The 12,453-nt window shown below is 69.6% G+C and carries 12 protein-coding genes; 6 read left to right on the forward strand and 6 right to left on the reverse strand.

The annotated features are described in order from the left end of the window. Complete coding sequence (locus tag FXF51_RS23505) at nt 1–744, reverse strand: AMP-binding protein (protein WP_148436776.1); 744 nt, start codon at nt 742–744, stop codon at nt 1–3. A 78-nt stretch (nt 745–822) separates the two neighbouring features. Here FXF51_RS23505 and FXF51_RS23510 point away from each other — a divergent pair, with 78 nt between their 5' ends. The 3 genes from FXF51_RS23510 to FXF51_RS23520 all read left to right on the forward strand — a co-directional run bounded on the left by FXF51_RS23510 (nt 823) and on the right by FXF51_RS23520 (nt 6,018). Then, nucleotides 823–1,362 (forward strand): TetR/AcrR family transcriptional regulator, encoded by a 540-nt coding sequence (locus tag FXF51_RS23510; protein WP_222871426.1) that lies wholly within the window; start codon nt 823–825, stop codon nt 1,360–1,362. A 57-nt stretch (nt 1,363–1,419) separates the two neighbouring features. Further along, nucleotides 1,420–3,270, forward strand: a complete 1,851-nt coding sequence (gene typA / locus FXF51_RS23515) for a translational GTPase TypA (RefSeq protein WP_148436780.1) — start codon at nt 1,420–1,422, stop codon at nt 3,268–3,270. 351 nt (nt 3,271–3,621) lie between these two features. Beyond that, entirely contained in the window at nt 3,622–6,018 is a 2,397-nt protein-coding gene (locus tag FXF51_RS23520) for a hypothetical protein (protein ID WP_148436782.1), read from the forward strand. Nucleotides 6,019–6,021: 3 nt separating this feature from the next. Here FXF51_RS23520 and FXF51_RS23525 read toward each other — a convergent pair whose 3' ends face one another. From FXF51_RS23525 to FXF51_RS23540, 4 genes are all read right to left on the reverse strand, one after another. Beyond that, nucleotides 6,022–6,672 (reverse strand): DUF2461 domain-containing protein, encoded by a 651-nt coding sequence (locus FXF51_RS23525; protein ID WP_148436784.1) that lies wholly within the window; start codon nt 6,670–6,672, stop codon nt 6,022–6,024. A gap of 31 nt (nt 6,673–6,703) precedes the next feature. Continuing rightward, the gene (locus FXF51_RS23530; protein WP_148436786.1) at nt 6,704–7,498 is read right to left on the reverse strand and encodes a polysaccharide deacetylase family protein; all 795 of its coding nucleotides are present in this window, start codon (nt 7,496–7,498) and stop codon (nt 6,704–6,706) included. A gap of 30 nt (nt 7,499–7,528) precedes the next feature. After that, on the reverse strand, nt 7,529–7,834 hold the full coding sequence (locus FXF51_RS23535; protein ID WP_148436788.1) for a hypothetical protein: 306 nt from the start codon (nt 7,832–7,834) through the stop codon (nt 7,529–7,531). 149 nt (nt 7,835–7,983) lie between these two features. Next, nucleotides 7,984–8,595, reverse strand: a complete 612-nt coding sequence (locus FXF51_RS23540; RefSeq protein ID WP_148436790.1) for a helix-turn-helix domain-containing protein — start codon at nt 8,593–8,595, stop codon at nt 7,984–7,986. Nucleotides 8,596–8,686: 91 nt separating this feature from the next. Here FXF51_RS23540 and FXF51_RS23545 point away from each other — a divergent pair, with 91 nt between their 5' ends. Both FXF51_RS23545 and FXF51_RS23550 read left to right on the forward strand, forming a co-directional pair. Further along, nucleotides 8,687–9,526 (forward strand): DMT family transporter, encoded by an 840-nt coding sequence (locus FXF51_RS23545; RefSeq protein WP_148436792.1) that lies wholly within the window; start codon nt 8,687–8,689, stop codon nt 9,524–9,526. A 67-nt stretch (nt 9,527–9,593) separates the two neighbouring features. Next, a complete protein-coding gene (locus FXF51_RS23550; protein WP_262379808.1) occupies nt 9,594–10,493 on the forward strand; it encodes a sensor histidine kinase in 900 nt (299 codons plus the stop codon). Between the two features lie 17 nt (nt 10,494–10,510). Here FXF51_RS23550 and FXF51_RS23555 read toward each other — a convergent pair whose 3' ends face one another. Further along, a complete protein-coding gene (locus FXF51_RS23555) occupies nt 10,511–11,095 on the reverse strand; it encodes a sigma-70 family RNA polymerase sigma factor (protein WP_187414537.1) in 585 nt (194 codons plus the stop codon). A gap of 248 nt (nt 11,096–11,343) precedes the next feature. Between FXF51_RS23555 and FXF51_RS23560 the strand changes: the two genes are divergently transcribed. Further along, the gene (locus FXF51_RS23560; protein ID WP_148436798.1) at nt 11,344–12,420 is read left to right on the forward strand and encodes a PLP-dependent cysteine synthase family protein; all 1,077 of its coding nucleotides are present in this window, start codon (nt 11,344–11,346) and stop codon (nt 12,418–12,420) included. Nucleotides 12,421–12,453: the final 33 nt, after the last annotated feature.

Below are 12,453 nucleotides of genomic sequence, written 5' to 3' on the forward strand. Positions count from 1 at the left end.
TCACAGGCCAAGCGAGCTCACGACCGCCCTTTCGTCCACGACACGCAGGATGGGGTCGCCGAGCAGCCTCCTGGCCAGGTCGTACGGCGCCACGACCATGGTGGCGCGCCGCTCCTGGGCCAGCACGCGGCAGCCGACGAGGCTCGGTTCGTGGGCGACCACGACATGGGCACCGGCCGTCATCGCTAAATCGATCACCCGCAGCCCGCGGAACGGCTCGCTCACCGCGCTGATGACGACGTCGTCCTTGCCGACCACCAGCCGGGTGGCCAGCCTGCGCAGGTCGGTCGCCAGCTCGGTGTTGTCGAACAGGCGCGTGCCGTCGAGCGTGAGCGCGGGCCCGGCCAGCGGCCCGAACTCGACCATGCCCGCGGTCAGCAGCTCCGTGAACGATCTGGCGCCCGGCGTCGGCCGGAACGCGAAGACCTGGTCCACTTTCACGGCGGCGGGGTCGTAGTGGTCCTGGGCGATCATCAGGCGGGCGCTGCCGGTGGCCGAGAGCACCGCCACGCCGCCGGCCCAGGCGACGGCGTGCACGGCCACGGGCATGTTCGCGCCGAGCGGCACGTTGATGAGCACGTGGTCGCCGTAGCGCAGGCCCTGCGCCCGCAGCCCGGCGGCGGCACGGGTGACCCGCCGGACGAAGGCGGTGTAGGACAGCACCTCGCCGGTCCTGACGTCGCTCACCGCCGGCTGCTCGCCCTGCATCGGTGCCGCCGCCATCACGAGCTCTGTCCAGGTCATGAGCACAATCTAGGTACCGGGACCAAGATTGCCATGCGCACAATTGTGCAACCCCCTATGTATGTAGAGGCTTGTCCCATGGGGGAAGACCGCATTTTGGACGCGGCCTACGCGGGGATGCTGGAGCAGGGGCTGCGAAAGCTGACAATGGACGACGTCGCGCGGCGCGCGGGCCTGGCCCGCATCACCGTCTACCGGCGCTTCGCCCGCAAGAACGACCTCATCCAGGCGGTGATCACCCGCGAGCTGAGGCGTTTCCTGCACGCGTTCGAGCAGGCGCTCGCGCCCCTGCCGTCGCATGCCGACCAGGTGGCGGAGGGATTCGCGATCACCTTGCGGCTGGTGCGCGGCCACCGGCTGCTGAGCAGGCTGCTGGCCACCGAGCCGGAGACGATCCTGCCGCTGCTGACGCTGGAGGCGGGCCCGTACCTGGCGATGGCGCGCGACTATCTCACGGCGCACGTGGGCGACGCGGAGGTGGCGGAGACGTTCGTCCGGATCGCGCTGTCGTTCGTGCTGGTGCCCGCCAGCGCGATCCCGTTGCTCAACGATGACGACGCCCGCGCGTACGCTCGCCGCCACCTCGTCCCGCTCCTGCCATCAGAGGGGATCAACTAGACTTAGGAGGTCGCGACTTCGCGCGGCCGCCCCCACGACACAGAGCGAGACGTCATCATGCCTTTGAACAGCCGCGACGACCTGCGGAACATCGCGATCATCGCGCACGTCGACCATGGCAAGACCACGCTGGTCGACGCCATGCTCTGGCAGTCCGGGGCATTCCGCGCCAACCAGGACGTCGACGACCGCGTCATGGACTCCAATGACCTGGAGCGCGAGAAGGGCATCACCATTCTCGCGAAGAACACCGCCGTCCAGCACGGCGGCATGACACTCAACATCATCGACACCCCCGGCCACGCCGACTTCGGCGGCGAGGTCGAGCGCGGCCTGTCGATGGTCGACGGCGTCGTGCTGCTGGTGGACGCCTCGGAGGGCCCGCTGCCGCAGACGCGGTTCGTGCTGCGCAAGGCGTTCGCGGCCAAGATGCCGGTCATCCTGTGCATCAACAAGGTCGACCGGCCCGACGCCCGCATCAAGGAGGTCGTGGACGAGGTCTACGAGCTCTTCATGGACCTCGACGCCACCGAGGAGCAGATCGACTTCCCGATCGTCTACGCCTCGGCGAAGGCCGGCCGGGCCTCCCTGGAGCGTCCCGCCGACGGCGGCATGCCCGACTCGGAGGACCTGGAGCCGCTGTTCGACATCATCAAGTCGACGATCCCGGCGCCCACCTACGACCCCAGCGCCCCGCTGCAGGCGCACGTCACCAACCTCGACGCCTCCTCCTACCTGGGCAGGATCGCGCTGTGCCGGGTGCACCAGGGCGTGCTGCGCAAGGGCCAGCAGGTGGCCTGGTGCCGCACCGACGGCTCGATCCAGCGCGTCAAGATCACCGAGCTGCTGATGACGGAGGCGCTGGAGCGCAAGCCCGCCGAGGAGGCCGGGCCCGGCGACATCATCGCCATCGCCGGCATCCCCGACATCATGATCGGCGAGACGCTGGCCGACCCTGACGACCCGCGCCCGCTGCCGCTCATCACGGTCGACGAGCCGGCGATCTCGATGACCATCGGCACCAACACCTCGCCCCTGGTGGGCAAGGTCAAGGGCTCGAAGGTGACCGCCCGCATGGTGAAGGACCGCCTGGAGAAGGAGCTGGTCGGCAACGTCTCGCTGCGGGTGCTGCCCACCGACAGGCCCGACGCCTGGGAGGTGCAGGGCCGCGGTGAGCTGGCGCTGGCCATCCTGGTGGAGCAGATGCGCCGCGAGGGCTACGAGCTGACGGTGGGCAAGCCGCAGGTGGTCACCAAGGTCATCGACGGCAAGGTGCACGAGCCGGTCGAGCGGCTGACGGTCGACTGCCCGGAGGAGTACCTCGGCGCGGTCACCCAGCTCCTGGCCGTGCGCAAGGGCCGCATGGAGCACATGACCAACCACGGCACCGGCTGGATCCGGATGGAGTTCGTGGTGCCGGCGCGCGGCCTGATCGGCTTCCGCACCGAGTTCCTCACCGAGACGCGCGGCACCGGCCTGGTGCACCACGTGTTCGACGCCTACGAGCCGTGGTTCGGTGAGCTGCGCACCCGCAACAACGGCTCGCTGGTGGCCGACCGGTCCGGCCCGGTGACCGCGTTCGCCATGCTCAACCTCCAGGAGCGCGGCACGCTGTTCGTCTCGCCGACCACCGAGGTCTACGAGGGCATGATCATCGGCGAGAACTCCCGCTCCGATGACATGGACGTGAACATCACCAAGGAGAAGAAGCTCACCAACATGCGCTCCTCCACCAGCGAGGAGACGGAGAAGGTGATTCCGCCGCGCGTCCTGTCGCTGGAGCAGGCGCTGGAGTTCATCCGCGAGGACGAGTGCGTGGAGATCACTCCGGAGAACGTGCGCATCCGCAAGGTCGTGCTCGACGCCGCCACCCGTGGCCGCGCCGCCGCCCGCGCCAAGCGCGCCTGACGAAAACCTTCATCGAAGCCGCGTTTTGCTCGCTTTTCGCGAACAAAACGCGGCTTCGCGGTAAGTGCGGGAAGTAAGTGTCCCGGCTCCGCCACGTGCGATGGATGAACTCTCCCGGGTCAGGCCGTAAAGAAAAGTTGTCATGGGAGCAGCTGTAATCACACCGTAACCCCGCGAGATATAACAAATCACGCATGCCGGAGAATCATCCAAATTGTGGGAAAGCTCCGGATGGCAATCGCGTTCGGGCTGGCGCTGGTGTCGTTGGGGGCGATCGTTTGGTGCACCGTTGCAGCCAGACCGGTAGCGGAGCCTGCGCCGCCGAAAGGCACCGCAGGACCCAACCCGTGGGTGGCCGCGGCCACCCGCGCCGATGCCGACGTTCAGTGGGCCCGCAGGGCCGAGACCAAGGTGATGATCTCCAGGGCGGGCCAGGCCGACCTGGAACCCGTCCCTGACGGCCGGCTCGATCCCCGGCAACGCCACGTCAAGGTCACCATCGAGCACCGGCTGCACCTGGCCCGCAGGGACACCCTCATCGAGGCGCTGCGCCAGGGCAGCGGCTTCCCCGGCACGCTCCAGCAGGTCACCGACGCCGCGTTCGGCGCCATCAAGGTGGACGGCCCCGGGCTGGCGCCCACCACGCGCCTGGCGCCCGTCCTGACCTCCACCGGCGACAGGACCACCGCCCAGTTCACGGTGACGGTGCTCCGCCAGCTCAGGCCCGACCAACTGCTCAAGCTGAACTTCGAGGAACCCGAGGCCTTCCCCCTCATCGTCACCGGCAGGACCTTCACCGTGCTGCCCGGCGAGTGGAGCGTGCTGCGGCTGGAGGGCATCTCGCCCGAGCAGGAGGAGCAGGAGCGGCTGGGGTTCACCGTCGGGGCGTACCCGGTCAGCATGACGCTGGCCCCCGACTCCTTCGGCTTCCCCGACGTGGTCGTCGAGGAGGACTTCTCCTGGGCCACCGCGCTCGGCGTGCTCACCGCGATCGCGCTGCTCGTCTTCCTGGTACGCGCGCTCGGCGCGGGCTGGTGGGCCCGGCTGGCCAACAGGGAGCTGTTCGTCGGGCTCGCCCTGGCCGCGCCCGCCCTGCTGATCCCCCTGTTCGCGGAGGACTGGTCGGCGGTCGCGTACGTGATCCTGTTCATCGCCGTGCCCCTCCTCGCGCTGCGGCACGCCGGCCGGGTGCTGCCCATCAGCCCGCCGTGGGACACCCGTGACCTGCTCATCGTCACCGGCGCGGGCGTGCTGGTCGGGCTCGGCATGCTGAGCTGGTCGTGGTTGCACGGCCAGCTGTCCGGGCAGGCCCTGCTGCTGGGCGGGGCGGTGGCCGCCGTCGCGGCGGCGGGCGCGGCCGTCGCGTTCAGCGTGGATCTGGGCGTGCGACCGGTCGTCGTACGGCTGGCCGTCCTGTCGGCCGAGGCCGCGCTCGGGCTGCTGGCGCTGGCGCTGTGGCTGCGCGCGCTGGCCGGCGGGGTGTACCCGCCCGACAGCACCCGGCTGGTGCTCGCGCTGAGCTGGGCGCTGATCCCGATCGCCGCGATGGCCGTGGCGACCAAGCAGTGGAAACGCTCCGCCGTCGTGGGCGCCGTGCTCATCAGCCTGCTCGTGCAGGGCTGGCCCACCGAGTGGCTGGACGCCGGGTCGTGGAGCCTGGCCGTCCCCCAGGAGGAGCCGCGGATCGGCAGCCTGGAGCTGACCCCCATCGTGCGCGGCGTGCTGGGGCTGCTGCTGCTCGGCTTCGTGATGCTGGTGCTGCGGCTGCGCCGGCTCGGCGGGCAGCTCTCCGCCGTGGACAACCCGGTGGCCGAGTCCACCATGATCTGCGTGCTGATGGTGCTCTACATCACGCCCAGCGGCAGCACCACGCTGGCCGACATCGACGTGCCGCTGCCCCTGCTGGCCATCACCTCCCTGGTGGCCTGGGGAAGCGCCCAGTGGCTGCTCACAGGCCCGCGCGTGGCCATCCCCGAGCCGATGGACCTGGAGGAGCACCGCGCCCTGGTCAGGGCCGCCCTGCACAAGCGGCTGCTGCTGGTCTCCGAGCAGGAGCTCTACCGGATCGGACGGGCCAGGATCGGCGCGGGCGAGCTGACCATGGCCGACTTCGACCAGCAGCGCAACACCCTCGAAGCGGCCATGAACCGGCACGGCCGCCACCCCGAGACCGCCTTCGCCACCTCCTCCGGCTGCACGCCCTGGTACAACGGCGTGCACGCCTTCACCGTCAGCCTGCTGCTGAGCCTGCCCTTCGCCCTCGTCTACGGCTGGCCCGAGGGGGTGGACCTGACCAGCTTCGTCTTCGACGGGCGCTACCTCATCACGCTGCCCGCCTTCGGCTTCCTGTTCGGCTACTTCTACCCGCGCGTGCGCGGCACCCAGCCGATGACCAAGGCCCTGCACCTGACGGCCGCCGCCCTGCTCACCGAGCTGTCCGGCTACCTGTCCACGCTCGCCGAGCCGGACATCGGGGCCTTCGACAAGGTGCAGGTCGTGGCCATCGTGGTGGGGCAGGTCATGATGGTGTGCGTCGGGCTCGGGCTGTTCTGGGAGTGGCGCACCATGCACCTGGCCGGGGAGCCGTGGGCCCGGGTGCGCAACCTGCGCAGCATCCGCAGCCTGGCGGCGCCCACGCTCGCGCTGGTGCTGGCCGCGGGCACCACGGCGGCGTCCTCGGCCGCCGGGCAGACCGTGGACCGCATACTGAAGGGCGATCAGATCGTGACGATCCAGACCCCGCGCTGACGGCTACCGCCGGGGCAGCTCACTCCCCCGTACGTGCGCGCACAGCCACTCCACCAGTGGCCCGTACGCCCGCCAGGTGCGCTCCACCCGCTCGCGCACCTGCGCCGTGTGCACCCACTCCTGCGGTTCGAACCGCATCCCCGCGTAGAGCGACCTGTGCCGCAGCAGCTCGATGCGCGGATGGTCCTCCTGGAACCCCCGGGGCCGCGTCTTCAGCCGGTCGCCGCGCAGCTCGTACCCCTCGCCGGTCAGCGCGCCCGTGATGGACTCCAGCGGCTTGCCCGACAGGTCCTCGTCCACGGCCGCGCGGTAGCGGGCCACCTGGTCGGCGGCGGTGGAGTAGACGCCGCCCGCGGTGGACAGCCCCTCGGCGCTGATCTCCACGTAAAGCCCGATCGCGGGCATGACCTCGACGAACGCGCCCTGGTGCGTCTTGTAGGGCGTCTTGTCCTTGGCGAAGCGCACGTCGCGGTAGGGCCGGAAGAGGTGGGCGGGCCCGAACTCGGCGGCCAGCTCGTCGGTGAGCGCCAGCATGGGCGCCCGCACCGCCTCCTCGTAGAGGTGCTTGTGCTGGGCGAAGTAGGTCTTGGAGTTGTCCGCCTCGAGCCCTTCGTAGAAGAGGAACGCCTCGTCGGGAAAGCCGCTGAAACCCATGCCGTCCAGAGTGCCACGCGCCACCGACAGGTCAGCGCGCGGTGTAGGTCCGGCCCGGCGCGGGCGTCCTGCCGTACAGCTCCGACACGGTGACGAACGTGTACCCCTTCCTGACGAGCGTGTCGAGCATCGCCGGGACGGCGTCCACCGTGCTGCGGTGGATGTCGTGCAGCAGCACGATCGAGCCGGGTTGCGCGGCGCCCGCCCGCTTGGCCACGGTGGTGGCGACCCGGTCCTGCCAGTCGAGGGTGTCGACGTTCCACAGGATCTGGGCGAGCCCCTCGCGGCGGGTCTCCGCCGCGACATCGTCGTCAGTGGACCCGTACGGCGGCCGCATCACCCGCATCCGCACCCCGGTGAGCCGCTGCACGATGTTCTCGGTGTGCTTGAGCTCCTTCTTCACCGCCTCGTTCGGCAGCTCGGCCAGCGGCGGGTGGCTCCACGAGTGGTTGCCGATCTCGTGGCCGTCGTCCACGATGCGGCGGGTGGTCAGGCCGCCCTTGTCGGCGGCCACCATCTGCCCGATGACGAAGAACGTGGCCCGCACGCCGCGCTGCCGCAGCAGGTCGAGCAGCCGGACGGTGTGCTCGCCCGGCCCGTCGTCGAAGGTCAGGGCCACGCACTTGAGCCGGGCGCAGTCGAACTTACGGCTGGCCGGCCAGCCCGGCTGCATCGAGCGCAGCCGCTTGGCGAGCACCGCGGGATCGACGACGACCGGTCTCGACGGCATGGTCTGCACCCTGGTCTGCGGCTGACGACGCGGCACCGACTGCGTCACGCAGCTCACCAGGGCGACAAGGGCCAGCGGCAGGGCCCATACGCGCATGCTTCCCCCCGAAACGCCGCATGCGGGGGCCTACGGATAATCCTGGACCGGTGCCCCCCGCAGCTCCCTGGCCAGGTCATCCCACCAGAGTGGGACATCCGCCTGCAATTCCTGGTAGCGGCGCGCCACGCGCATGGCACATCCGACCGGATCCGTACCCAGATGCCGACGTTTCACCGGCCCTTCCTGCCACCGGTAAAAACCATCCCTGTAGCGGACGACCAGGCCGATCCACACCGAGACGGTCTCGTCATCGCCCAGCTCATAGGCGCTGGTGACGCCGAGACCGTGCAGCTCCGCGTGGAGCTTCTCGGTTGCCGCTCGGGCCTCACTCACACGCCACCCCCTGCCGACGTTCGGAAGCCATGCGGTGATCGCCGAAGGCGTTCACCGCATACAAGGGATGTACCCAGCAACGGGCATCAGCCGTCCAAGACATGGAGTAATCATGAAACTCCGGGGGGTGAGCCGGGGGGCTTTCGCGCTTATTCGTCACGCGAGTCCTGCGAGTCCAGAGGATAGCGGGAGTCATGGGGCTCGCGGGGCTCGGCGACCACCATCACGAACCTCAGCTCCGTCTCGCCCCGGTTCTCGTAACGGTGGGGGCGGTCGGCGGTGAAGAGCACGGCATCATCTTTCCCTATCACGTGAGTCTTCCCGTACACCGTCAGCGACAGCTCCCCCTCCAGCACCGTGAGCATCTCCCGGGTGCCCGCCGGGTGGGCGTCGCCGTCGTGGTGCTCGCCGGGCGGCAGCCGCCAGTCCCACAGTTCGAGGATCATCGGCATGTCGGCGCCCACCAGCAGCCGCGCCTCCGAGCCGCCCTGACGGAACGCGACGACGTCCGCCTTGTCCACCACCCGCACCATCGGCACGTCGGCCACCTCGACCAGCCGGGCCACGGTGACGCCCAGCGCGGAGGCGATCCGGGTCAGCGTGGAGACGCTGGGGTTGGTGCGCCCCTGCTCGACCTGCACCAGCATGCCTCTGCTCACGCCCGACCTGGCGGCCAGCGCGTCGAGCGTCAGCCCGCGGTGCGCGCGCTGGGCGCGGACGTTGTTCGCGATGGCCTGGGTGATCAGCTCCGGGTCTTCCATGGCAGTGCAGTCTAGTGAAAAGGATTTGCAGTGAAATGTACTCTTTGTGTTGTACTGACAGTGCACTCCATTGAACCAAGGGAGGCTCACGGTGACGGTGATCCTGGCGACCGCCTGCGCGATCGTGTACGGCACGGCGGACTTCTTCGGCGGCCTGGCCACCCGACGCACCCAGGTCTTCTCCGTCGTCGTGCTCTCCCAGCTCGCCGGCCTGGCCTTCATCCTCGCGCTGCTGCCGCTGCTGCCCGGCGCGTACAGCGGCACGGCGCTGTCCTGGGGCCTGGCCGCCGGGCTGTCAGGAGCGGCGGGAATGGTGCTGTTCTACCGGTCGCTGGCCACCGGCGTCATGTCGGTGGTGGCGCCGACGACCGCCGTCACCTCGGCCGCGCTGCCCGTCGTGTTCGGGCTGGCGACGGGCGACCGGCCGCAGGTCTGGGCGCTGGTGGGCGTGGTGCTGGCGCTCGGCTCGGTGCTGCTGGTCAGCCAGGACTCCGCCGGCGGCGGCCACGGCTCGCTGTCCTCGGTGCTGACCGCGCTGGCGGCGGGCGCCGGGTTCGGCGGCTTCTTCATCCTGCTCGCCATGGCGCCGCACGACGCGGGCCTGTGGCCGCTGGTCGGCGCGCGACTGTCGTCGGTGACCGCCGTGGCGCTGCTGGCGCTGCTCACCCGGCGCGCGCTCAAGGCCGGCCCCGGCGCGCTGCCCGTCATCTTCGCCGCCGGCGTGCTCGACATGGCTGCCAACGTGCTCTACCTCCTGGCCCAGCGTGACGGCCTGCTCAGCCTGGTCGCCGTGCTGGTCTCGCTCTACCCCGCCAGCACCCTGCTGCTGGCCAACCGCGTGCTCGGGGAGCGGCTGCGGGCCGTACAGGTGGCCGGCGTGGTATGCGCACTCGCCGCAGTGGCGCTCATAGCCGTTGCGCAGCACCTCTAGCGCTTGCTACGTTTCGCCCGTGCGCCCTGAGCGGGCACCACCTTCCGATGGCGAGTCGTTGAAGCACGTGGCTGTGCCGTACGACTCGGATGAGTCCTTTCTGGGGCTGACCGCGCCGCGCGTGCGCGCCGCCCTGGACGAGGGCAGGCGGGTGCTGGTGATCACCGGCCCGGCCAAGCTGGCCCAGTTGCGCGAGGCGCTCGGGCGTGACGCCGAGCGCATCGACAGCCGGCCGCCCGCCGCCTGGTACGAGCACCCGTACCGGATGCTGGCCGCCTACCACGAGTACACCCGGGGCAGGCGCACCTTCGTGATCGGCGAGCCGAGCTGGGCGGGCAGGAGCCGGCGCCAGGTCAGGGAGCTCATCCGCTGCGAGTCCGTGATCAACGCCGCGCTGCGCGCGACGGCGGTCATCATGCTCTGCCTGTACGACCTGCGCCGCGTCCCCGACAGCGTGCTCCACTACGGCCCGGTCAACCACCCGGTGCTGCTCGGCTCCGACGGCGAGACGAGCAGCAGCAGATTCGTCGAGCCGCACGAGCTGGTCCTGCACGACGACACGGCCCCGCTGACCGACCCGCCGGGCGACGCCGGCACCTTCCGCTTCACCGCCAGGGAGCTGAAGCGGCTGCGCCGACACGTCGGCGACTACGCCAGGACGGCCGGCATGGACCGCAACCTCATCACCTCGCTGGTGATCAGCGCGTCGGAGATCGCCGCGAACAGCGTCGAGCACGGGGCCGGGTACGGCACGATCACGATGTGGGTCGGCGACGGCGAGCTGGTCTGCGAGATCGCCGACCCAGGAGGGGCGCTCGACGACCCGTTACCCGGCTACATACCACCAGAGCCCGAATCCCCACGGGGATACGGGCTCTGGATCAGCAGGCAGCTCTGTGACCTGGTGGAGTTGCGTGCGGAGGACGGTCTGCTACGCGTCCGCCTGCACCTGAGCATGAGCTCCTGAGCGGCAGGCCGGGCAGGCTAGGCGGCGCGCTGGGCGGGCAGGCGCACGGCGCCCTCCTCGCGGGCGTACTCCTCCAGCATCCCCCGGAGCTGGCGGCGGCCACGGTGCAGCCGCGACATCACGGTGCCGATCGGCGTGCCCATGCGCTCGGCGATCTCCTTGTACGCGAACCCCTCGACGTCGGCCAGGTAGACGGCCTCGCGGAAGTCCTCGGGCAGGGAGCGGAGCGCGTTCATCACGACGCTGTCGGGCAACCGGTCGAGCGCCTCGGTCTCGGCCGACCGCAGGCCGGTCGAGCTGTGCGACTCGGCGGCGTGCAACTGCCAGTCCTCGATGTCCTCGGCGGCGGACAGCTTCGGCGAGCGCTGCTTCTTGCGGTAGTCGTTGATGAAGTTGTTGGTGAGGATCCGGTGGAGCCACGCCTTGAGATTGGTGCCCTCGCGGAACTGGTGGTAGGACGTGTAGGCCTTGGCCACCGTCTCCTGCACCAGGTCCTCGGCGTCGGCTGTGTTACGGGTCAGGCGCATGGCGGAAGCGAAAAGCTGCGACGTCACGGGCACGACATCGCGCTCGAACCAGTCCTGACGCTGCTCATCGGTCATAGTGATCAATTCATTTCCCCCTTGCGCTATCCCCCGTTTCGGCACAAGCCGCCTGACAGCGTCTCCATCTTCGCAAGTCCCAGTTAAGGGACGCGTTAGGGAACTCGCCTTGGTCAGAAGGGGTTGATCGTCCATCTGCTCGCGGCGTGCGTGGTCACGTCCACGGCCGGACAAGTCTCATTATCATAACACTACCCACCCAATTTTGCAGGAATAGTGGCGAGAGTCACATGGGATAGCGTATGAGGATGAGATTCGTGGACCGGCACCATTCGGGTACACGCCGCTGGGTGGCGGAGGCCATACGCAAGGTCGAGGCCGACGCCAACCGAAGTTGCGACACACATCTGCACGTCTTTCCGCTGCCCTCGCATTGGGGAGTAAACCTCTACTTGAAAGACGAGTCGGTGCACCCCACAGGTTCACTCAAACACCGCCTCGCCCGGTCCTTGTTCCTGTACGGCCTGGCCAACGGCTGGATCGGGCCGTCCACGACGATCGTGGAGGCCTCCAGCGGCTCCACGGCCGTCAGCGAGGCGTACTTCGCCCGCCTGCTCGGCCTGCCGTTCATCGCGGTCATGCCGGCGGCCACGTCGCCGGAGAAGATCCACCTGATCGAGTTCTACGGCGGCAAGTGTCACCTGGTCGACGACCCCGGCGCCATCTACGACGAGTCGCACCGCCTGGCCGACGAGACCGGCGGCCACTTCATGGACCAGTTCACCTACGCCGAGCGGGCCACCGACTGGCGCGGCAACAACAACATCGCCGAGTCCATCTTCTCCCAGCTCTCCCTGGAGCCCCATCCCGAACCGGCCTGGATCGTGGTGGGCGCGGGCACCGGCGGCACTTCCTCCACCATCGGCCGCTACATCCGCTACCGCCGCCACGCCACCCGCCTGGCCGTCGTGGACCCGGAGGGCTCGGCCTTCTACCCGGGCTGGGACTCCGGCGACTACTCCGTCACCGCGCCGGGCTCGCGCATCGAGGGCATCGGCCGCCCCCGCGTGGAGCCCTCCTTCCAGCCCACGGTCATCGACCGCATGATCGCCGTCCCGGACGCCCGCTCGATCGCCGCCATGCACTGGACCAGCGAGGTGACCGGCCTGGACGTCGGCGGCTCCACGGGCACGAACATGGCGGCCTGCGTGGACCTCATCCAGGAGATGCGCGAGGCGGGCGAGCACGGCAGCATCGTGACCCTGGTGTGCGACAGCGGCGACCGGTACAAGGGCACCTACGGCAGCCCGCGCTGGCTGGCGGACCAGGGCCTGGACGTCGATCCCCACCTGGCGGACCTGCGCACTTTCCTGCCTCCGAATTAGGTAAGGCGAGCCTAAGCTGTCATACTTCAGCGG

The sequence above is a fragment of the Nonomuraea sp. PA05 genome (assembly GCF_008086045.1).
Lineage (GTDB): Bacteria > Actinomycetota > Actinomycetes > Streptosporangiales > Streptosporangiaceae > Nonomuraea > Nonomuraea monospora.